Raw genomic sequence first — 22,764 nt, 5'->3', positions numbered from 1 at the left:
TCAGACCTTAAAAAGTTAATTCTTTCTTTTTTTAATAAATGATCAATCCAATCTTTATTGTGTAACGCTGCTTTCAGCAGGCTCGGTCTTTACGGCATCGCTTGGCTCTTCCGCATCGTCGTAATCATTTGCCGCGTGGAATTTATCGATAATCCAGAAAATGAAGCCCATAATCATAGCGACGCAGGCACCCAGTGACATTCCCGTCAGCTGAATCTGACCGATTTGAATAAACGCACCAGAAAGGCCGGTCACCAAAATCACGCTGGTCATGGCAAGGTTGCGAGAACGGCTGTAATCGACTTTCTGTTCAACTAGCAGACGAATACCGGAGGTCGCAATCATGCCATAAAGCAGAAAACTGACACCGCCCATAACCGGGCTGGGGATAGCCTGTATGACAGCGGATACTTTGCCAAAGAAAGAAATGATAATAGAAATGACCGCCGCACCGCCGATTACCCAAACACTGTAAACACCGGTCATTGCCATAACGCCGATGTTTTCGCCGTAAGTCGTGGTTGGTACGGAGCCGACCAAGCCAGAAATCATGGTGGAAACACCGTCACCCATCAGCGTGCGGTGCAGACCTGGGTCCTTAATAATGTTGCGTCCAACAATTTTACTGGTTACAATCTGGTGTCCGATATGTTCTGAAACGACCACCAGCGTAGCCGGCAGAACAATGGAAATCGCATTCCAGTTGAACTTTGCCATCTGGAAATGCGGAATTGCAAAGACAGGAGCTGCATTCACTGCTCCCCACTGGACCATTCCGAGGCATGCGGATACAACGTAACCGACAACAATCGCAACCAGAATCGGAATAACTGCCAGAAATTTTTTAAACAAAACAGAACCAAATACCGCAACGCATAGTGTAATCAGAAATACAATCACCTGCTTGGGATCAATTTGCTTATAGTTATCATGCAGGACTAAACCGCCCATTTTGGCTGCCGTGCCGGAAAGTTCAAGGCCAATGAGTGCAACAACAGCTCCCATAGCGGCAGGCGGAAGAATCGCATCAATCCATTTTGTACCACAAAATTTGATAATAAGCGCTATTACACAAAATAAAGCACCAGTTACCACGAATCCGCCCAACGCGTAAGCATAACCAAGACCGGTGCTGCCGATGATGATGGTTGCCGGAGCAATGTACGCGAAGCTGGAACCGAGGTAAGCTGGTGCTTTTCCCTTTGTAACAAGAATGTAAATAAGAGTACCAACGCCATTCATAAATAGAACGACTGCGGGATTGATACCCAAAAGTGTCGGTACTAAAACGGAAGCACTGAACATTGCGAACAGATGCTGTAGACTAAGAGGAATAAACTGCTGAATAGGTGGCCTTTCCTCTACTTGAATGATGTGTTTCTTCATGTTACGACATACTCTCCCTCATAATACATTTTTAAGCCATTGCCAATTATACAGCAGTATGCGCACAAAATCAAATAACGGAGAAGTCTCTGTCCTGCATTTTAACTCGCCAGCCCATTTTGTCAGTCCATCGCTGTCCATTTCAATAAGTATAATAAGTAAGTAACATAGAGTCCCTGCCCTCCGGTTGCTGTATTAAAACTATTAATGCCGCTGCTTTGTTTTAGTACGGTCCATGAATTTAAAGCCCGCAAGATCTTTAATGAGTTTTTTGAACTCGTTTGAAAAGCACTTTGAAAACGAAAAAATCGCACTGCCAAGCCATTTTTGGCCTAACAGTGCGGTTTTTGATATGGTCCGAGTGGCGAGACTTGAACTCACGGCCTCTTGACCCCCAGTCAAGCGCGCTACCAACTGCGCCACACCCGGATATTCACTGACAACAAAAATATAATATCACAAATACTATAAAAAAGCAAGAAAAAATTTCTCCACTGTATAAAACGCGAAAAACGGAGCAATTCTTCAAAAAGGCTGCTGTCACGTTCCTCATATTTCGATTGATTTTTCGTTCGTATTTTACTTTACGGTTCAAACGCAAAATCGGTCTTCTCATTCTTTTCAAGATAATGGTAATCATATCCGCTGGTAAAAGAAACTGTAAAGATGTTTCAAGATATAAGGCCTTATATCAATAAAAAATCCGCTGGATGAATCAACATCCAGCGGAGATAAAACATATTTTTTGAAGTATAATTATTGCTTTGCTACCAAATTAACAAGTTTTCCTGGCACATAAATTTCTTTTATGATTTTCTTCCCCTGCAGGAAAGAATTCACACGGTCATTGGCCTTTGCCGACGCAAGGGCATCCTCTTTGGAAACGTCGGCGTCCAATGTTAAATGCGCACGAACCTTGCCGTTCACCTGTACGGCAATTTCAACAGAGGCTGCCTTGCACTTACTTTCATCATAGGAAGGCCATTCCTGCTGGCAGGCCATCTTACCGTTGTAGTGCAAGTTTGCCCATACCTCTTCTGTAACATGAGGGGAAAACGGATTCATCAGAAGTGTAAAGATACGCATTTCTTCACGCGTAATGCTACCGCTTTGGGCAGTTTCGTTAAGCAGGGACATCATAGCCGCAATTGCCGTATTGAATTTCAAGTTTTCAATATCTTCGCTTACCTTTTTTATTGTCCGGTTAAAGGGAATTTCCATTTCCGGACGAATGCTGTCACCGGGAACAACAATATCCTGCAGTGCAAAGTAGCGTTCTACAAAGCGGCGGCAGCCCTTCATGCTGGCAGTGCTCCACGGTGCCGCCTTCTCAAAGTCACCGATAAACATTTCATACAAACGAAGTGTATCGGCGCCATATTCATCAACAACATCATCCGGGTTCACGACATTACCGCGGGACTTACTCATCTTTTCGCCGTTTTCACCGAGAATCATGCCATGGCTAGTTCGTTTTGCGTACGGTTCTGATGTAGGCACTACACCAATATCATACAGGAATTTATGCCAAAAACGACTGTACAGCAGATGTAGTGTCGTGTGTTCCATACCGCCGTTGTACCAATCTACCGGCAGCCAATAATCCATTGCTTCCTTGCTGGCAAGTGCCTTATCATTGTGCGGGTCGGTGTAACGCAGGTAATACCAGGAGGAGCCGGCCCACTGTGGCATGGTGTCGGTTTCACGTTTGGCAGGACCACCGCACTTCGGGCAGGTTGTGTTTACCCAATCTGTCATTTTGGAAAGCGGAGATTCACCGTCATCCGTCGGCTCATAGCTCTCTACTTCCGGCAGACGCAGCGGAAGCTGGTCCTCCGGCAGCGGGACATAACCGCACTTGTCACAATGGACAATCGGAATCGGCTCACCCCAGTAACGCTGGCGGGCAAAAACCCAGTCACGCAGCTTATAGTTAATCTTGCGGTGACCAAAGTTCTTTTCTTCCATATAGGACTTAATCTTTTCCTTCGCTTCCTCAACGGACAAACCGTTTAAGAAACCGGAATTGACCATGGTACCGGAGGCACAGTCGGTATACGCTTCCTTTTCCACATTGCCGCCCTTTACAACCTCAATGATTGGCAGGCCGAACTTTTTGGCAAAGTCCCAGTCACGAGTATCATGTGCCGGAACAGCCATGATGGCACCGGTTCCGTATGTCATCAGCACATAATCCGAAATGAAAATAGGAATGGTCTTGCCATTAACTGGGTTTGTCGCTGTAACGCCTTCCAGCTTGACACCCGTCTTATCCTTGGCAATCTCGGCACGTTCAAATTCGCTCTTGCGGGCGGCTTTGGTCTGATAATCACGAATTTCGTCTATATTACTCAGACGGTCTTTCCATTTTTCAATGTATGGGTGTTCCGGAGAAATAACCATATAAGTAGCGCCGAACAGGGTGTCCGGACGGGTAGTGTAAACGGTCAGCTCATCACCAGCAGAAGTCTGAAAACCAACCTCGGCACCTTCACTGCGGCCAATCCAGTTTTTCTGCTGGGCCTTGACCCGCTCCGGATAATCAACGCCGTCCAAACCATCAATCAATTTTTGCGCATAGTCAGTAATTTTCAGCATCCATTGGCTTTTTACTTTATGGATAACCGGGTTGCCGCAGCGTTCACAAACGCCCTCTACCACTTCTTCGTTTGCAAGGACACATTTGCAGCCTGTGCACCAGTTGACATTCGTTTCCTTTTTATAAGCGAGGCCATGTTTAAAAAGCTGCAGAAAAATCCACTGTGTCCATTTATAATAGGACGGGTCAGTTGTGTTAATTTCCCGGCTCCAATCAAAAGAAATACCCAAACTTTTAATCTGCTCTTTAAAGCGGGCAACGTTCTTTTTCGTCACCTCAGCAGGGTGCACATGGTTTTTGATAGCATAATTTTCGGTAGGCAGGCCAAAGGCATCCCAGCCAATGGGATACAATACATTATATCCCTGCAGGCGGCGCTTTCGGGCAATAATATCCAGCGCGGTGTACGGACGCGGATGACCTACATGCAGGCCCTGGCCAGACGGGTACGGAAATTCAATTAAAGCAAAATATTTTGGCTTTTTACTGTTATTTTCCGCATGAAAAACGCCGGCTTTTTCCCAGGCGTCCTGCCACTTTTTTTCAACTGCCTTATGATCGTATTTCATGTTCTAACCCTCTATATCTTGTTTTTTGGAACAACTGCCATTTCAAAAAGGAAAAGGGCCTTAGTCGGCAGTCAGAAGTCCGGAAATATCCACCTGTTCGCCATCTTTCCACAGGCGGTCCAAATCATAAAAGTCACGGGCGTCCTGCGTAAAGATATGGATAACAACCGCACCATAATCCATTAAAACCCAGGAATGACTGCGGTAGCCTTCCACATGGTCTGGAACGATATTCTTCTGTTTTAGCTGATATTCTACTTCGTCTGCCAGCGCTTTTACATGGGTGCTGCTGGTGCCGTTTGCCAGAAGAAAATAATTGGCCAGCGAGGAAATATCCTCTATGCCAATGAGTTTGATGTTCTGTGCCTTTTTTTTATCCAGAATTTTAACAGCTTCTTGAGCCAGTGTAATCGGTTCCATGCAATCAGCCTTCCTTTTTTGAAATCTTCTGCAGTGTAATTTCGTTATATGCCGCCAGTGTATCGGGATGAATAGGCACCCCATTGCCGGCTAAATCAGAAATCGTATAGGCAAGTTCTTTCTCCATCACTTTTGAGAGGTCCTGCTTTGCCATTTGGCGGAACTCGTCCACACCACTGTATGTACGGTCTGCCGAAATAAAATCTGCAGTAAAAATGATTTTATCCATTAGGGTCATGCCGGCCCGCCCTGTTGTGTGGTAACGAATAGCATTCAAGATTTCCTTGTCCTGAATACCCAGTTCCTGCTGCAGATAAGCGCTGCCAAGAATAGCATGCCACAGCTTTGGTGCGTGCTGCTCCAGCGGTGTAAGTACAATGCCGTACCCTTCCATGCGCTGTACCTGCTCATCATGGGGAATATCTTTCATAATATCATGCAGGATTCCAGCTGTTTCCGCCTTGTTCTCGTCTGCACCATACCGTACAGCCAGAATTTTTGCTGACTGACTGACACAAACAGAATGATGATAACGATAATCTCCTAGCAGCGGACGAATCAGCTTTTTTCCTTCCTGAATAGTCAAGTTTTCATCGGCTCCCTGTACAAAGAATTCTGTGCAATATAGGACTCAACAGCTGACGGGACAAGTGCGTGCACATCTTTTCCGGCCCGCACCCGTGCCCGCACCTGTGTGGAGGAAACTGGCAGGTAACGTACATTACGCACCAGTGCATGCCCGCCCGCTTCCCGAATTTTATCCGCAAAATCGAGCATTTTGTCCATGCCAGTAAGGCTGCGCGGTGCCGCACAAACCGTAGCAAGCCGCAGAATGCACTGTGGGTCATGCCAAGAAAAGAGCGTAAGGAACATATCTTCCCCTGTCAAAAAATAAAGTTTGGTGTTGGGGTTCTCCTGTGCCAGTTCCGTCAGTGTGTCGGAGGTATAGCTGGGGGCCAGCCGGCGAAGCTCCATATCACTTACCTGCCACCCGCGCCGCTGTACTGCCAGTTGGCACATATCAAACCGCTGTTCTCCGGAAATGAGGTTCGGAGCCTCTTTATGCGGCGGCACACGAGTGGGAATCAACAGCACACGCTCTGCCTCTGTTATTTTTTCAAAGGCTGAAGCCAAATGCAGGTGCCCGTTGTGAATCGGATTAAAAGTACCGCCATATACCAGCAGCTTGTCCATTGTGCATCCCCCTGTCCCAGTGGTTGCCCCAGCAAACCGCTATATAAATTCTATTGTATTACTTTTTTCTGCTTTTGGGAAGAGTGATTTTCGGTTCTTTATCATTTCTCCTGTACAAAACGAAGCGGGAACCTATCACCTGCACCACTTCCGCATGGGCAGCCTGCGCCAGTATGTTGGCTGCTTCCTTTGCAGAAACGGGACAGGTTTCCGGCAGGACACGGCCCTTTATCAGTTCTCGTTTTTCCAAAGCGGTGTCCGCCTGATACTCTACATCAGATGAAATGCCGCCCTTGCCAACCATTAAAATGGTTTCCAATGGATTGGCAAGTCCACGCAGATAAGCGCGCTGTTTGCTGTTCAGCATATATATATCTCCTTATCTTTTCTGCTATTTTATATTTTAGGAAAGCATTTTCTGGAAATCGTTCTGTGACAGAACCGGAACACCCAGTTTTTGTGCCTTTGTAAGCTTGCTGCCAGCTTCCTCCCCTGCAAGAACATAGCTTGTCTTTTTGCTCACACTGCCGGTTACTTTGCCGCCATATTTTTCAATCAGTGCAGAAGCTTCCACACGGGTCAAATCCGGCAGCGTACCGGTAAGGACAAACGTTTTTCCAGCAAAGCGGTTGTCTTCCGATACCCGCAGTGCACTTTCCATGTTGACACCGGCGTCCCGCAAATGACCAACCAGTTCAGCGGTAGCGGAAAGACTAAAGAATTCCGTTACGCTTTTCGCCATGATATCGCCAAAACCGTCAATAGAAGCAACGTCTGCGGTATCTGCCTGGAATAGAGCGGACATACTGCCAAATCGGGCTGCCAGCAGCTTTGCCGCTTTTTGTCCGATGTGCGGAATGCCCATCGCAAAAAGCAGGTGGGAAAGGTCGTTTTGTTTGCTCTTTTCAATGCCATCCAGCAAGTTTTGCGCTGACTTCTCCCCCATGCGCTCAATACTGGTCAGCTGTGCTAGCGTAAGAGAGTACAGGTCCACTGGAGAATGCACCAATTCTTTGGAAATCAACTGTTCAATGACGGCTGGACCACAGCTGTCAATATTCATGGCGTCCCGGCTGACAAAGTGAATCAGATGGCGGGAGAGCTGTGCTGGACAGGCGGCATTTGTACAGCGGACCGCTGCCTCACCCGGTTCCCGAACAACTGGACTGCCGCAGGAAGGACACACCGCAGGCAGACGATATGGTTCCGAGTCAGGCGCATGGGAAACAACGCTGACAACTTCCGGTATGATTTCCCCTGCTTTCCGCAGTGTGACCATATCCCCAATACGGATATCTTTGTCTGTAATATAATCTTGATTGTGCAGTGTCGCACGGCTGACGGTGGTACCGGCCAACGCAACCGGTTCAAAAACACCGGTGGGCGTTAAGACACCGGTCCGGCCGACATTCACTTCAATATTTAGCAGCTTTGTCTGTTTTTCCTCCGGCGGATACTTAAATGCCTCTGCCCACTTTGGAAATTTTGCAGTGCTGCCAAGTTCCTGCCGCTGCGCAAAGTCGTTGACCTTGATAACGGCACCGTCTATAGAGTAACCAAGGCTACCGCGCACACTTCCAACCTTTTCCACCGCATCAATTGCTTCTTCGATTGTATGACAGATTTTATAGAACGGTGAAACCGTAAAGCCCAGCTGCTTTAAATAATCTAGCGCCTCATCGTGGTGGGACAGTGTTTTTCCTGTAATCTGCTGTACATTGAATACAAAAATGTCCAGTACACGCGCCGCTGTAATTTGACTGTTCTTTTGACGAAGGGAGCCCGCGGCGGCGTTACGCGGGTTTTTAAAGGGCTTTTCGCCGGTCAGCTCCTGCTGTGCGCACAACTTGAAAAAGCTGTCATGTGACATATACACTTCCCCACGTACTTCCAGATACGGAATCGGCTGTGTCAATGTTTTGGGGATGGTCCGAATAGTACGCAGATTTTCCGTCACATCTTCACCAACGGTTCCGTCACCGCGCGTGGAACCGCGCACAAAAATGCCGTCACGGTATTCCAGCGACACCGACAACCCGTCAAATTTTGGTTCCACAACGTAGGTAACCGGAGAAACCTCGTCACGCACACGGCGGTCAAACTCCTGCAGCTCCGCATGAGAAAAAGAATCGTGTAGACTTTCCATAACGACCTGATGATGCACTTTGCTGAACTGCGGCAGTGCAGCACCGCCCACCTGCTGGGTAGGCGAATCTGGTGTACGCAGCTCCGGAAATGCCGCCTCTAAATTCTGCAGCTGCCGATACAGTATATCATAAGTATAGTCGTCGATATCCGGCGCATCTTCCACATAATATTTGTGGTTATGATACCGAATTTGTTTCCGCAGCTCTACAACCTTTTTTCTGGCCTCTTCTTGCTGCATTTCTATAATCCTCACATTTTCTTAATAAACGATTGTATTTTAAACAGTGTATGAATTCTGCAGGGAAATATCCGTTGTTTCTCAGCTGTTTTTACCGGAAGGCTGTAGCACCACGCCGGGCACCGTGCCAACAATGACAGTTTCCGCAACTGGAATGTCTACTTCGGCGCGCTGATTCGCATCTTTACCTGCAAAATAGGTATACATATTAACCTCCACGCGCAGTGTCAGCCGATGGCGTGTTTGGTTGATGCCGGTACTATCAAAAGCGCTGACAATATGTGACTGCACTGTACTGCAAAGTGTGACATGTACAGGGATAACCGGACCGGTTCCATGCAGAAAAGAGCTGCCGGTCAATGTACCCAGCGGCACACCGACAGTTTCCTGCGGCTGACTGCTAACCAGATTCTGCACGGCCTGCGTCAGTTCCACCTGCAGAGCGTTCTGCTTCTGCACGTCACTGCTGATGGATTGAATGCTGCCGTCGGTATTGCGTACAATCTGCACGTAGCTGCCATGGTCCACATTCTTTCCGCCCAGTTCTTTCTGCACTGCGGCCTGCACCGCTTTGACTGCGTAATTTTTTGCCTCACAAGCCACCACGGCGGCGGCGTACGGACGCACTGCAATATCAAAGCCGACAACAGCGATGACCATGACCGCCACCAACAGGAGTATCCCCCATGCCGCTGGCCGACCACAGTGAAATCTGTGCATTTCAATGCCTCCTTTTCCGTAGTTCTCTGCCGTTAGTATAAGCAGAAATAGAAAAAAAGGTTCCGGCAAAAAGAAAAGGCGCGCAAAAAGGAACCGAAGTTCTTTTTTGCACGCCTGCATTTCAAACTTTATTCAGCAGAGTCTTCGGCTGTATCGGCAAGTTCGCCGCTTTCAATCAACTTGCGGATAGACAGGCTGACACGGTGACGGTCAAAGTCGATATCTGTGATAACAGCCTTCACAGTCTGTCCCATCTGCAGGACATCCTGTGGCTTCTCAATGCGGTGGTCCGCAATCTGGGAAATATGAATAAGGCCGTCAATGCCGGGGATAATGCGGGCAAATGCGCCGAATGTAGTCATACCAACAATGGTAGCCTCAACAACGGTGCCGGCCGGATAATCCCGCTTGAGAACCTCCCACGGGTTGTCCTCCGGGAGCTTATAGCCCAGAGAAATCTTGCCCTTTTCGTGGTCCAGGTTCTTGATGTACACATGAACCTTGTCGCCGATATTGACAACTTCGCTCGGATGCTTAATCCGAGTCCAGGACAGCTCACTGATATGAATCATACCGTCAATGCCGCCGAGGTCTACAAATGCGCCGTAAGAAGTAAGGGACTTCACAACACCGTCATATTCCTTGCCAACTTCTGCGGTTTCCCAGAACTTCTCGGCCAGCTTCTTGCGCTCATCGCGCAGGACAGAACGGATGGAACCGACCGCGCGGCGGCGGTTACGGTTCACTTCAATAATACGGAACTTTACTTCCTGGTGGAGCAGTGCGTCCAGCGGGTCGCTACGGGATGCAGTTGCCTGGGAAGCCGGAATAAAGACACGCACACCATGGGTAACAGCAATGACGCCACCCTTGACGATTTCAACAACATTGCCGGTCAGAACGGTCTGGTCCTCTTCCGCTGCGACGATCTCATCCCAGCCTTTTGCAGCATCCAAGCGGCGCTTGGAAAGCATGATTGTGCCCTCCTGGTCGTTTGTACGCATGATAAGCAAGTCCATCTCATCGCCGACTTTTACGATATCCTCAATTTTTGCATTGGGGTCGCTGGTCAGCTCGGCGCGCGGGATAAAACCAGACTGTTTGCGGCCGACATCTACCAGAACTTCTGTCGGGGTAACGCCGACGACAACGCCATGTACCTTCTCATCTGTATTTAAACTTTTCAGAGACTCCTCGAGCATCTCTGCAAAGTTGTCACCGCCGTCCGCGGTTTCCGGGCTGCTATTCACGCCCTCATTAATTTCTGCCATGGTAACTAGTACCTCCTTTATTATACTTGCCGGTGTGGAGGCACCGGCAGTAATACCTACATGATGCATCCCCGCAAAAGCACCGCGGGGCAAGTCGGCCGCTGACTGTGCAAAAAAAGTTTTTGTATATTTTTTGCATACATCGTACAGCTTGGCCGTATTGGAACTTTGACGGCCGCCCAAAACAATCATAGCGTCACAGGTGTGCGCCAGCTGTTCTGCTTCAGCCTGACGGCTTACAGTCGCATTACATATTGTATCAAAAATTTTTATGTTTGTATATACCCTATTCAGAATTTTTAGACAATTTCGCCATTCTGCTACACTAAAAGTCGTTTGAGCTGCGGCAGATACAGCAGTTTCCTGTGGAACCTGCCCGCTTTCCAGCAGATTTTGCAATTCCTTCGTTGAACGGAAAACATATGCCGGGCCAGTACAGTACCCCAAAATCCCCTGCACTTCCGGATGGTTCGGGTTACCAGCTACCAGCACCGTGCGTCCCTCTCTGCCCTGCTGTGCAACGATGCGGTGAATCTTTGCGACAAAAGGGCACGTAGCATCTGCGCACTGAACAGGAAGCTGCGCAATCCGCTCCCGCACCTGCCGTGAAACACCATGGCTGCGGATAACCAGTGTGCTTCCGACCGGTGCCTGTTCCGGGCGGTCCACAACGGACGCACCCATTTGCTCCATCTCCGCCAGTGTCTGCGGGTTGTGAATGATTGGCCCCAGTGTACAAACCTGCCTGCCCTTTTGCAGCAGGTCCTTCACCATTGTAACAGCACGGTTAACTCCAAAGCAGAAACCGGCTGATTTTGCTACTTCTACCTGCAACAGTTATGCTCCCTTTTCAAAGGTCTTCAGGTCTTCTTCCCGAATGGCGCGTATTCTATCCATAATAAGACGGCTGGCTTCCCGAAACTCACTGCTTTTTCCATCTTTCAGTCCCAGATCTTCCGGTATAATGGGTTTCCCGTAAGTCACACAGCATTTTTCAAATGTTTTCGGCAGATGCTCTCCCCTAGCTGTAATACAGCAGGGAATGACCGGAACATGGTAGCGCCACGCCAGCATAGCGGCACCAGCTTTTGGCTTGCCTAATGTCCCGTCTTTGCTGCGGGTACCCTCGATAAAGACGCCGAGCAGATCACCCCGCTGCAGATGCTGACCGGCGCTGCTAATGGCGCCAAGGTCACTGCGGCCGCGCTGAATAGGAATAACACCAACATTACGCAATACCCAGCTGATAAATTTATTTTTAAACAATTCCTGTTTTCCAAGGAAAAAGACCTGCCGGCGGCAAGAAAGAAAAATACGAACGGGGTCAGAGTTGCGAATATGGTTGATACAGAGAATCGCCGCGCCTTCCTTGGGAATATTCTCCCTGCCGCGCACACGGTACGGTACAATCGGCCGTGCAAACCACGAAGGAACGATTTTAGCGAACCGATAAAGAGGTGTCATTTTCATTGCAGGTTTCGTCCTTTCTTTCTGCCAAAAATCACAGTCCCAACTTTTTGCGAATGAACCGGGACAGACGGGTAACGCTTTCTTCCAGCGTATTGCCAGTCGTGTCCACCCGAACAGCATCAGCCGCCTGCTTGAGCGGTGCCACTGCGCGGTGCGTGTCCTGCTCGTCGCGTTTGCGAATATCCGCAAGAACCGTTTCATAGGAAACAGCCTGTCCCTTTCCCTGCATTTCCTGAAAACGGCGCTGTGCACGATCCTCCGGAGAAGCTGTCAGAAAGATTTTAACCTGTGCCTGCGGCAGCACCACTGTGCCAATGTCGCGGCCGTCCATGATTACATTGTTTTCCCGCGCCAGCTGCTGCTGCAACCCAAACAGGAACTCCCGCACCTCTGGAATGGCAGATACGGCAGAAACGGCTCGGCTGACCTGTGGCGTGCGTATTTCCTCGGAAACATTTTCACCCTGCAGATAAACTTCCTGCAGGCCGTTTTCGTACCGCAGGGAAATGTGAGCACTAGGCAGCAATGCTGTTACAGCGGCTGTATCCGCTGCAACTGCGCCTGCCCGCAAAACGTGCAGTGCAACCGCCCGGTAAAGCGCACCGGTATCTACATAGAGGAAACCCAGTTGAGCAGCAACTTTGCGCGCAATGGTGCTTTTCCCTGCTCCGGCCGGACCATCAATCGCAATTTGAATCATGTACAAGTCCTCCATATTAAAAGGGATTCATATAGAACAGATGGAAATGCATACCTGTTTAGTATACTACAATCAAGGTCAAAAGGCAAAGTGGATTCAGCTTTCTGGAGCATATGTGCCCTGCACATTCTCTCCGGCCACACGACCTGTGGAAAAAGCAATTTGCAGGTTGTAGCCGCCTGTATAGCCGTCCACATCCAAAATTTCACCTGCAAAGTAAAGACCGGGTATCTTTTTGGACTGCATGGTACGCGGGTCCACTTCTTTGGTGGAAACGCCGCCGCTGGTGACGATTGCTTCCTCCAGCGGACGGGAACCAGTAATCGTAAAAGAAAATGCCTTTAAAAGATGAATTAGGTCATGCCGCTGCTCCCGCGTGATTTCTCCGCACTTTGTAAATGCCGGAATGCCGGACCGTTGGACCACCACCGGAATTAGCTTATGCGGCAACAAATCCGTAAGTGCGTTGGAGAAAGCGCGAGCCGGATGTGCGGAAATGTCACGCAGCAGGCGTGCATCCAGTTTTTCCAGTGAAAGGGCTGGCTTTAAATCGATATCCATGCGATACCGACCTACGGACATTTCCCGCAGATGTGCACTGGCACTTAGAATAATGGGTCCGGATACGCCAAAGTGGGTAAAAAGCATTTCTCCAAATTCTCGGTGCACTTCTTTTTTACGAACATTATCGTAAAACGTACAGCTGACATTACGCAGAGAAAGGCCCATCATATCCCGGCATTCCTCACCCGCACAGGTCAGCGGTACCAGGGACGGCTTTAATGGCAGAATAGTATGACCCGCTTCTGCCGCAATCCGATAGCCGGAGCCATTAGAACCCGTGCTGGAATAGGATGCCCCGCCACAGCAAAGAATAACCTGTTCTGCTTCTATGCGGCGTCCATCCGACATCTGCACACCAGCAGCATGGCCGGCTCGTGTTAAAAGCCGTTCGGCACTGCCGCGTATCGTATAGACGCCCGTTTGTGTAACCCAGTTGGTCAGTGCATCTACAATATCAGATGCCTTATCCGACTGTGGGAAAACGCGGCGGCCGCGTTCGGTTTTCAACGGAACACCCAGTCCCTCAAAAAAGGCTTTGGTATCCGCAGGAGAAAAACGGTTCAATGCACCATACAGGAAACGGGGATTGGTAGGCACGTTTTCCAGAAACAGCGGAATTATGCAGTCGTTGGTAAGGTTGCAACGGCCTTTGCCGGTAATCCCCAGTTTTTTCCCGGGAGCAGCGTTCTTTTCAGCAAGCCAAACAGTCAATCCGCGAGATGCGGCTGTGCCGGCTGCCATCAAGCCAGCAGCCCCCGCCCCTACTACAAGCACATCAGGCTTCTGCATGTTTTGTATCATCCTTTTCGGTGTTTTCATTGTCTACTTTTTCGTAGACATGATATTCGTCCCAAATGGCCTCCAGCCGCTTAAAGGTTGGGTCCATTGTCTTTTGCTTTTTCAGAGAGAGAGTAACGACCAGCGCATCAATTAGGCTGAGCGGTGCAACCAAAGAGTCCACAATGGCGGCAATATCACTGCGTGCCAGCAGCGCGTAATCTGCGTGCTTTGCCACCGGCGATGCCGCAGTATCTGTAATGGCAATACCTTTGGCACCGCATTCATGGGCAAACTGCATTGCTTTTGTTGCTTTGCGGGAATAGCGCGGGAAACTAAGAACAATGACCACGTCGTTCTCATTGATATGGATGAGTTGCTGAAAGATTTCCGCTTCACTGGTAGCCTGCACCAGAATAACATCTTCCAATAAAAGGCCCAGATAATAGGCAAGAAAAGATGCCAGCGCCTGGCAGCTGCGCGCACCAAGAATGTACACTTTGCGTGCAGCCAAAATCGTATCGGCAGCTTTATAGAATTCATCATGGGACGTGTACTCCATGGTACGACGGATAACGTCACTGTCCTGACCGAGGACTGTGTCCAGAATATCGTTGTCACCGATGCGCTCCCGGGTAACGTCCATACGCTGTACAATCGTCAGCTTGCTGCGAATCATCTCCTGCATTGCACGCTGCAGTTCTGGATAACCATCGTAGCCAATCTCTGTTGCAAAGCGAACAACAGTAGATTCACTGACGCCCACTGTGCTGCCCAGTCGAGAGGCTGTCATAAATGCGACTTTGTCATAGTGTTCCATTATATACGTAGCTATCAGGCGCTGTCCTTTGGAAAAAGAGCGCATATTCTCCTGTATTCTCTGCGTTAAGCTGTCATTCATTAATTCATTCACTCCTATGAAAGCGGCCGCTGTTTTCATTATTCCCGGTTTTGGCACCTATCTTCTATGGCAGGACCGCAAGGTCAATATGTCCTGTATGATAAAAAATGCCATTTTGCTTTAGGCTTTATTCTTTTAACCATGTTTGCGGGCAGTAAACAGATGAACAAAAAGCCAAAGAACTGCTGGCCAAAAGAGGACCCCCGGAAGTGGCCGCTCCCGGGGGTCTATTTTATGTTTGCCCTATTGGGCCGCAAATTTCAAGCTTTATCAACCACATTATAAACTTGCCCATGAAATCTGTCAACTAAAAAAACTCTGCTGTCCTTCTGGTTTCTTATAAGTAAGTTTAGAACCTTCTGCCCCAAAAAGCAAGAAAAAGTTTTCCACCTGCATTTCCTCTGGTACGGCATCCGATCTCTTTCAAAAATTGGCACAAAAGTACCACTGCATTAACATCTCTGCAGTGGTACACTACGGGCAATTAAAAATTTCCAATCAGCCACTTGCTGATAAAGCGGTGCAATCGTGAAAAATAGAAAGCTGCCACACCACCAACCGCATAATCATAAAGCAAAAATACAAAATTCGCCAACAGAAGCAACACACCCGGCAAATAAATACCGGCAATAGAAAAAACCATTTTTGGTACATTCAAAAGGCTGACACTGATATAGAATGCCGCTATTGCCGCCGCATTGAAAAGCAACAGTTTGAAAAGCAGGCAAAGTAGGCGACTGTGAACCTTGTGTTCCAGCAGTGCCTTCACAATCGGGTAATAACCAAAAAAGAAAAGGAACAGTACAGCAGCGCTTTTATCCGGTCCTAGCAGTACGCCTAAAACAGACGATGCAAAGTAAACCGGCCATGCCCAGCCTGGGCCAAGCTCAACAACAGCGGGAATCAGCATAAGCCCGCCCAGCGCCGGCATGGCATATGTCATAGCCGGTAGAATACCGCCCAAACAGATAAACAGTAATGCCAGCGCGATTAAGATCCCGCTGAAAGCAACTTTCAGCGTATGCCCTCTTTTCATATCGGCAGCGCCCCCTTATCTACAGCCAATGCATGGAATCAGATTGCCGCCGAAACATTCACAGCAAGCGTCTGCACACACAAGATTCCCACAACAGTTACAGGCTTGGTCCATGTCAGACCGATTGTTCTGAACAGATGGATTATAGCCACCGTAATAGCCCCGGTACTGGCCGTTTATCTGGCTCATAGCTGCACGGTATTCGCCGTTGCCTGGGTCCATTTGACAGGCATGGCCGATGTAGTTGGATGCCTGTTCCAGCTGTCCACGGTTGTACAAAACAGTTCCCTTTAAAAAATACCACTCAGCGTTGCGGTTCTCGGCCGGTACACCGTCCAGTATCTGTTCTGCATCCGCCAAACGTCCGCCACGAATATAAGAACGCACATCTGAAAAGCCGGACGAAGACTGACTTTGTGTTCCAGCATAACCATAGTAGCTCCCCTGATAGGGATTCCCGGTAAAAGGCCCCTGCTGTGCCTGCTGTTTACGCTGGTTGACAATCGTATCATAGGACTCATTGATTTCCTTCATTTTTTCACTGGCTAAATCCGCCAGTGGACTGTTGGCGTAGTTGTCCGGATGATATTTTTTTGCAAGCTTATGGTAAGCCGCTTTTACTTCCTCATCTGTTGCACTTGGTGATACGCCAAGAACCTGATATGGATCTGACATTTATTTAGTCTCCTTTTTAAAAAGCAGCTGCTTCTGCATATTTGGAAGCCCCAGCTCTATGATATTGCGCAAAACGGAAGCAAAGCTGTTTAAATCCAGCAAATTAAAAGCGGCGCACAGCCGGGACATGGTCAGGTTCATGGCTGCATTGGCAAATGTGTGTACTTCCGTCAGCTTTTCCGGTGAGCTGTCCTTTGTTACCTGATAATGACGAACAAACCAGTTGAAATCTCCATCCGCCGCATCCTTTTCTACATCATCTGCTGCATCCATCAGATATACCCAACGGCCAAGATAAAAACCGGTTTCCTGCAGAACCCGCAGATAAAGCGGTTCCGTATCGGTGCCGCCCTCATGCGCCAGAATTGCTGACAACATTTCCGCCGTCGGCTGGGCGCAATCATCCAAAGTGGAATCCGGCTCTGCTTCCGCTTCCGCCTGCTGGCGCATACAGGTGCATACGGCCTGCTCCATCCATGGAAAATCCGCAGCGGCCTTCTTGTGGGCACCATGCAGAAAAGGAAGCAGAAAAAACGCTCGACAGCGTGGCCAGCGGCCGCGGTCACGGCGGTCATCCTGCAGTTTCTGCACAGAAAGCAGAATACTCAGTGCCGCCGCTTGCTTTAAAGAAGGCTGTGCATTGGTACAGTACATACATTTTTTCAGCGGATTGGCAGCACAGCGTCCACCCGCGAAACACGGAACATATTTTTTCTGCAGTGCAAGCAGAAGCAACGCGTAAAAAGTGCTGTCATAGCTGAGAATCAGCCGAGAGAAAATGCCATAGTGCCTGCCCAACACCCGGCAGATGCTACAGTAGACTGCCCGATATGCCTCATATTCCCGCACCCGCAATTCAGGCTTTTGGGGCCTGATGTAACCAAACAAGTGCATCCGTCCCCTTTTTGTATCTCAATTTCCGACATTTTAATTTTACTATACAATCCCATAAGAGTGAATTAATAAATTATGAACAATGATTTGAATCTGAAAAATTCTCCCGCTGGAATGTCAAAAAGTTCTTTTTATCTGTAAATTCTGGGCCTTTTTGTATGATTTTCAAAGAAAATATCTTCATCCTTAGTATATATCGTCTGTAAAGGATTACGCATAAGCACAGTGAAAAACAGGAAAAGGACCGTCCAGCGACAAAACAGCGGGCGGTCCCTTCTCTTTTTATTATACGAAGCCAAACAGTCTGGCACCATTTGCCAGCAGAGCGCAGAGAACAAGCCCGCAGGTGGTTGGCAAAGCCGCAGCCAATGCCGTCCATTCCCAGGAACCGCTTTCTTTGCGTATGGTCAGAATGGTTGTAGCACATGGCCAGTGCATAAGTGAAAATAACACAACACACACTGCTGTTACCCAAGTCCAACCGTTATGCAGGAGCAGTGCCTGCAGAGAAGCATAACTGCCCATCTCCGTCAGCTGTCCCATGCCAAGGTAACCCATGAGCATAATGGGTACCACAATTTCGTTGGCGGGGAATCCCAAAATAAACGCCAGCAGGATGACACCGTCCATGCCGAAAAAATGGCCGATTGGGTCCAGCGCCCCGGCACAAATGGACAAAAGTGTACTTTGCCCCACATGCAGGTTAGCCAGAAGCCAGAGGAAAAGTCCAGCTGGCGCCGCCACGGAAGCCGCGCGTCCCAGAACAAAAATCGTTCTGTCCAGCAAGGAGCGGACCAATACACGACCGACCTGCGGGCGGCGGTATGGCGGGAGTTCCAGCGTAAAGGATGACGGGATGCCCTTGAGAACTGTAGCGGAAAGCACTCGGGATGTTAAAAAAGTTGTTAGTACGCCCAGAACAACCACCGCCAGCAAAATAAGTGCCGCCGAAGTTGTTTGCAGCACGCCAGACATACTGCTGACAAAGAATATAGAAATAATTGCAATCAGTGTTGGAAAACGACCGTTGCAGGGAACAAAGTTGTTGGTTAGAATCGCAATCAGCCGTTCCCTCGGAGAATCAATAATGCGGCAGCCGGTCACACCGGCCGCATTGCACCCAAAGCCCATGCACACCCTTGGGAAATTTATGCGGCTTATTTTTCCGGCTTAGAAAAAGCATAAACAATCGTGATATGCTGTCGACGGTATGCACGGCCGCCCTGTATACAGACGGCCTGCCCTACATCAATGCGTTTAATAAAAGCAAACAGTAAATCCTGCGTCAGTTCCGGAACACGGCAGAAAGTCTCCAGCCAGTGTATATCGGCAATCTGAGACTTTGAAGCCGCTGTTCTCGGCCGCAGTACGGACAGCTGTGCCGTCAGAGCCCGCTGTTCCTTTCCAAAGGAAGCAAGCAAGTCTTGAAAGCGGCTGTCCGACAGCAAACCACTGACATGGTCCTCATACAGTTGACGCAAAATTTGCTTTAGCTTGCGCTGACGTGTCTGCAGGTCTGCTATTTCCTGCTGCTCGCTGTCCGATATGGCCTTCGGTATGTTCTGCTGCATGTCATGTAGGACCTGCTGCCGCTGTGTTGAGGACAAATTTAACTGCACACGCAGGTCCCTAAGCACCGCCTGACAAAGAACCGTATAGCGAATGAAATGGCTGGAACAAGTTTTTCTGCCATATAACTTATATCCGCTGCAAACCAAACCTTTTTTCCCTTTCTGTCCAGTCCCGCTGGAAGAAAGGTTTCGTCCGCAATCCGCACATTTTGCAAGGCCGGAGAAAAGATTTACAAAAGTTCCCTGTGCGGCCGGGCGGCGGGATACCGTATGCTTCTGTACCAAATCAAATACTCTTTGCGGAACAAGCGGTTCATGCGTGCTGCGAACCAGCACCCGATTTTCCGGCGCATTTTGCAGAACGACGGTGCTTTTAAAGGACAGCTTTGTCGTTTTTCCTTGTACCATATGGCCAAGATACACAACGTTATGCAGCATTTTACAAATGGTAGATGGCGACCAGCCTCGTTTGGAAAAATCCGGAGGCATTTGCTGTGACAGGCGCAGTGCTCGGTAAACCGACGGCGGCGGAATACCCTGCTGATTCAGTGCTTCGGCAATTTCAGAAGGGCGTCTGCCATCTGCTGCCATACGAAAAATTCGTTTGACCACTGGTGCGGATACCGAATCCGGAAGGAGGCGGTTGTGGTCCTGCGGGTCTTTTCGGTAACCATACGGCGCATAATTTCCAATAAAAGCGCCTGCCTCCATTTTCGTATGCAAGGCCCCGCGAATTTTTTGGGAGATGTCGCGGGCATACCATTCGTTCATCACATTTTTAAATGGGACAAGGTCCGTATAGGGGCCGGCGGAATCATACCCATCATTGACAGCAATACAGCGAACGCCGTGAGCCGGAAAGTATAGTTCTGTATACTGTCCCGCTGTGATATAATCTCTGCCCAAACGGGAAAGGTCCTTTGTCAGCACCAAATTTATTTTATGCTGCTCAATATCCGCAATCATTCGCTTCCACGCGGGCCGATCAAAGTTTGTGCCGCTGCAGCCATCATCTACATATTCATCAAAAATGATAAAGCCATGCTTTTGGGCATAACTACGCAGCATTTCCCGCTGTGTGCCAATGCTTGCGCTTTCCCCTATGCCGTCATCCCGCGATAAACGCATATACAAAGCGGCCGTGTACTGTTTTTGTTGTCCCACACCGTTGTTGTTCACGGCCGACCACTGTCCCCGGCAGCATTTTCTTCCTGAAAATAACGAACAATCAAATCCGGCAAAGGAATCTCCCCAACATAAATCCGTTCCACCTCTATCTGTGTGTTTTCCACTTCGTAAACTGCTGAATCCTGCTCTAAAATCATAACTGCATCACCCCACACAGCCTATTCCTGCTGGGTTGTACAATATACGGTAAATTGCCTTTTTCAGCAATTGCCGGGATACACATCATGCAGAAACTGGCGGGCGATTTCACACAAATGATAAATCACGTGTACCGGTGTCGGCTCCTTATCCTCTTCACGATACCGAGGAAAGAACCGACTGATATGAAGCGGAATATCCGGACTAAGGGAAGCAAGCCAAGAAGCTTCGGCACTCATTTCCTTCGCAGAATCACTCTCACCGGGCACAATCAGCGTTGTCACTTCAACATGACAAAACTGCAATGCCAGCACAATATTCTGCATGACTGTTTTCAGGTCACCGCCTAAGTGCCGATAATACTGAGGTGTAAAGCCCTTGAGGTCAATGTTAATAGCATCAATCAGCGGCAGAAGCTTTTGAAACGGCTCCTTACAAATCATTCCATTGGTTACAACAACGGTTTTTAATCCTTTTATATGTGCCAGTTGGGAGCAGTCCCGCACATATTCATATCCTACCAGCGGCTCATTGTAGGTAAAAGCAAGACCAATATTTCCACGCGGCGCATGCGCAAATTCCTGCGCTTTCTGCACAAGCTGTTCCGGTGAAACAAAAAGCGTGCCGCTTTCTTCTCCTGCCATGGATATGCTGCTGTTCTGGCAAAAGGGACAGCGCAGGTTGCAGCCATAGCTGCCAACGGACAAAATATAGCTGCCCGGATAAAAGCGGCGCAGCGGCTTCTTTTCAATGGGGTCCAACGCAAGAGCTGTCAGCTGTCCATAATTGTTGCACTGTATTGTGCCGTCCCGATTTTTTCGTGCACGGCACAGACCGGTCTGTCCCGATTCCAGTTGACAGTGATGCGGGCAAAGTGTACAAACTGTGCTCATGTGTGACGCACCACCCGAAAGCGCCACAGCTTAACTGGCTCATACGGAGAAATCCCCGCTTTCTGCCGGGCAATCGCAATCTGTTCTTCAGCCGTATCCACACCGGCAAGGTTCGGCAGCAGCAATCCGCTGCGGTTCCCATTCTGTACGATAACGCCATACCGTTTTGCGTCCAGTTCTTTGGAGGATGCAACCGCCTCCGGCATTTGCAGGACATCTACACTATAGACAAGTTGCGGCAGTTCTTCCGGTGTAACCGGACCAAAGCGTGGGTCATGAACAGCGGCGGAAACGGCATTGTTTAAAATTTCTTCCGCTACGCTTTTCTGTGTCGGTTGAACCGTTCCAATACAGCCGCGCAGGCGTCCATCTTTTTTAAGCGACACAAACGCACCGGCACGGGTACCGGCGAGTTCCGGCGGTAGATTTTTCGGCAGGGCAGCATACTGTCCAGTCCTTACATACGTTTCCAAACTCAAACGAGCAAGGCGCACCCATGGGTCTTCCGCCTGCTGCCGCACCGCAGCACGTCTCTTTTCCGCCGTAGCATACTGTTCCCCAAAATTCCGGGTATTGTCTTTACTTGTAACCAAAAAAGAAGCAACACCGTAGCCAACCCCGAATGGTCCCTCATACGACAGCAGTTCGCTTCGCAGAGCTTTACGGTCCAGCGCACCCGCCATAATCCAAAATGAGCGCAGCCCACACTCCGCAGCCGCCTCACAAAGGTCCGGGTCCATACTGAGCAGAGAAAGAAAATCGCCCTTTTGCAGCATGACCGTCGTCTCTTTATCAAACTGCGGTCCTTCCGGCGCATAGCCGTATGGGCCGTCCTGCGTCAGCTTATGCGACAAATCACCACTTGCAATGACGACCGTGCGGCGGCCAAGCTTTTCCGCTGTGTCAGCAATGCACTGTCCCAAACGATAATGCACCAACGGTGAAAGGCCGGATAAGCCAATCCGTACTACCCGAAAACTGGACGTAAATTCCTGCAAATAACGAAGAGGTATCATCGTTGCATGGTCCAGTGCACTGCTGCGCTCCCCAAATGTACCTGCAGGAATGTGGCGTTCGCCGCAGCGTTGCATCAGTGTTTTTGTGAACGCACTGTCATAGGAAACCTGCACCTCAACCTGCGGCGCACCAAACTGCAGAAAGCTGCCCTGTGCCTGTTCGCCCGGTGAGATATGAAAATAATCTGCATAAAGAACCGTATGTGGGCTGGTCACAACGACCGTTTCCGGGTGCAGCGCAGCCGCACGCCGCATAACTGTGCGGTAAGCGTCTATGGTACTCTGAATTTTGTGCTCTTCCCCGTGACCGATCTCCGGCATAAGGATTGGTGGATGTGGAACTGCAAATGCCGCCAGAATAGACATGATGAATCGCCTCCGATTTTTTTAAAATCT

Annotated in this window: 20 protein-coding genes, 1 tRNA gene and 1 pseudogene; all 22 read right to left on the bottom strand. The window is 49.2% G+C overall.

Annotated features, from left to right (window positions below):
• Positions 1 to 54 precede the first annotated feature (54 nt).
• The 22 genes and pseudogenes from uraA to amrA all read right to left on the bottom strand — a co-directional run bounded on the left by uraA (position 55) and on the right by amrA (position 22,734).
• Complete coding sequence (gene uraA / locus GJQ69_RS04940; protein ID WP_086035792.1) at positions 55 to 1,386, bottom strand: uracil permease; 1,332 nt, start codon at positions 1,384 to 1,386, stop codon at positions 55 to 57.
• 353 nt (positions 1,387 to 1,739) lie between these two features.
• Positions 1,740 to 1,815: transfer RNA gene (locus GJQ69_RS04935), tRNA-Pro, on the bottom strand.
• A gap of 327 nt (positions 1,816 to 2,142) precedes the next feature.
• Entirely contained in the window at positions 2,143 to 4,554 is a 2,412-nt protein-coding gene (leuS, locus tag GJQ69_RS04930) for a leucine--tRNA ligase (protein ID WP_086035793.1), read from the bottom strand.
• A gap of 60 nt (positions 4,555 to 4,614) precedes the next feature.
• Positions 4,615 to 4,974, bottom strand: a complete 360-nt coding sequence (rsfS, locus tag GJQ69_RS04925; RefSeq protein ID WP_086035794.1) for a ribosome silencing factor — start codon at positions 4,972 to 4,974, stop codon at positions 4,615 to 4,617.
• A 4-nt stretch (positions 4,975 to 4,978) separates the two neighbouring features.
• A complete protein-coding gene (gene yqeK, locus GJQ69_RS04920) occupies positions 4,979 to 5,560 on the bottom strand; it encodes a bis(5'-nucleosyl)-tetraphosphatase (symmetrical) YqeK (protein WP_086035795.1) in 582 nt (193 codons plus the stop codon).
• Complete coding sequence (gene nadD / locus GJQ69_RS04915; protein WP_086035796.1) at positions 5,557 to 6,168, bottom strand: nicotinate (nicotinamide) nucleotide adenylyltransferase; 612 nt, start codon at positions 6,166 to 6,168, stop codon at positions 5,557 to 5,559. The genes yqeK and nadD overlap by 4 nt, the downstream gene beginning before the upstream one ends.
• A 58-nt stretch (positions 6,169 to 6,226) precedes the next feature.
• Positions 6,227 to 6,535 carry a YhbY family RNA-binding protein gene (locus GJQ69_RS04910; protein ID WP_086035797.1) on the bottom strand — a complete coding sequence of 103 codons (309 nt, stop codon included), beginning with the start codon at positions 6,533 to 6,535 and terminating at the stop codon, positions 6,227 to 6,229.
• Between the two features lie 36 nt (positions 6,536 to 6,571).
• Entirely contained in the window at positions 6,572 to 8,554 is a 1,983-nt protein-coding gene (gene ligA, locus GJQ69_RS04905) for an NAD-dependent DNA ligase LigA (RefSeq protein WP_174193130.1), read from the bottom strand.
• 81 nt (positions 8,555 to 8,635) lie between these two features.
• Positions 8,636 to 9,274: a sporulation protein YunB gene (yunB, locus tag GJQ69_RS04900; RefSeq protein WP_174193128.1), complete on the bottom strand. Its 639-nt coding sequence runs from the start codon at positions 9,272 to 9,274 to the stop codon at positions 8,636 to 8,638.
• A gap of 128 nt (positions 9,275 to 9,402) precedes the next feature.
• A complete protein-coding gene (locus GJQ69_RS04895) occupies positions 9,403 to 11,379 on the bottom strand; it encodes a bifunctional 4-hydroxy-3-methylbut-2-enyl diphosphate reductase/30S ribosomal protein S1 (protein ID WP_086035800.1) in 1,977 nt (658 codons plus the stop codon).
• Between the two features lie 3 nt (positions 11,380 to 11,382).
• Positions 11,383 to 12,015, bottom strand: a complete 633-nt coding sequence (locus tag GJQ69_RS04890; protein ID WP_157658936.1) for a lysophospholipid acyltransferase family protein — start codon at positions 12,013 to 12,015, stop codon at positions 11,383 to 11,385.
• Positions 12,016 to 12,046: 31 nt separating this feature from the next.
• On the bottom strand, positions 12,047 to 12,715 hold the full coding sequence (gene cmk / locus GJQ69_RS04885) for a (d)CMP kinase (RefSeq protein ID WP_086035802.1): 669 nt from the start codon (positions 12,713 to 12,715) through the stop codon (positions 12,047 to 12,049).
• A gap of 96 nt (positions 12,716 to 12,811) precedes the next feature.
• A complete protein-coding gene (locus GJQ69_RS04880; protein ID WP_236849647.1) occupies positions 12,812 to 14,068 on the bottom strand; it encodes a BaiN/RdsA family NAD(P)/FAD-dependent oxidoreductase in 1,257 nt (418 codons plus the stop codon).
• Complete coding sequence (locus GJQ69_RS04875) at positions 14,055 to 14,957, bottom strand: MurR/RpiR family transcriptional regulator (RefSeq protein WP_086035804.1); 903 nt, start codon at positions 14,955 to 14,957, stop codon at positions 14,055 to 14,057. Before GJQ69_RS04875 ends, GJQ69_RS04880 begins: the two co-directional genes overlap by 14 nt.
• A 484-nt stretch (positions 14,958 to 15,441) precedes the next feature.
• Positions 15,442 to 15,993, bottom strand: coding sequence for a hypothetical protein (locus tag GJQ69_RS04870; RefSeq protein ID WP_174193126.1), 552 nt, complete (start codon positions 15,991 to 15,993; stop codon positions 15,442 to 15,444).
• Between the two features lie 15 nt (positions 15,994 to 16,008).
• Complete coding sequence (locus tag GJQ69_RS04865) at positions 16,009 to 16,668, bottom strand: J domain-containing protein (protein WP_086035806.1); 660 nt, start codon at positions 16,666 to 16,668, stop codon at positions 16,009 to 16,011.
• On the bottom strand, positions 16,669 to 17,556 hold the full coding sequence (locus GJQ69_RS04860) for a DUF5685 family protein (protein ID WP_086035807.1): 888 nt from the start codon (positions 17,554 to 17,556) through the stop codon (positions 16,669 to 16,671).
• Positions 17,557 to 17,847: 291 nt separating this feature from the next.
• Positions 17,848 to 18,699, bottom strand: a pseudogene (locus GJQ69_RS04855) (nucleoside recognition domain-containing protein); the annotation flags it as partial.
• 20 nt (positions 18,700 to 18,719) lie between these two features.
• Positions 18,720 to 20,312, bottom strand: coding sequence for a recombinase family protein (locus GJQ69_RS04850; RefSeq protein WP_174193124.1), 1,593 nt, complete (start codon positions 20,310 to 20,312; stop codon positions 18,720 to 18,722).
• Complete coding sequence (locus tag GJQ69_RS04845) at positions 20,309 to 20,476, bottom strand: hypothetical protein (protein WP_157658937.1); 168 nt, start codon at positions 20,474 to 20,476, stop codon at positions 20,309 to 20,311. The genes GJQ69_RS04850 and GJQ69_RS04845 overlap by 4 nt, the downstream gene beginning before the upstream one ends.
• Before the next feature lie 45 nt (positions 20,477 to 20,521).
• A complete protein-coding gene (amrS, locus tag GJQ69_RS04840; protein WP_174193122.1) occupies positions 20,522 to 21,352 on the bottom strand; it encodes an AmmeMemoRadiSam system radical SAM enzyme in 831 nt (276 codons plus the stop codon).
• On the bottom strand, positions 21,349 to 22,734 hold the full coding sequence (gene amrA, locus GJQ69_RS04835; RefSeq protein ID WP_174193120.1) for an AmmeMemoRadiSam system protein A: 1,386 nt from the start codon (positions 22,732 to 22,734) through the stop codon (positions 21,349 to 21,351). Before amrA ends, amrS begins: the two co-directional genes overlap by 4 nt.
• Positions 22,735 to 22,764: the final 30 nt, after the last annotated feature.

It is taken from the genome of Caproicibacterium lactatifermentans (genome assembly GCF_013315815.1).
In the GTDB taxonomy this organism is placed as follows: Bacteria; Bacillota; Clostridia; order Oscillospirales; family Acutalibacteraceae; genus Caproicibacterium; species Caproicibacterium lactatifermentans.
The sequence above is the reverse complement of the archived record's forward strand: the minus strand, read 5'-3'. Positions and strand labels throughout refer to the sequence as shown.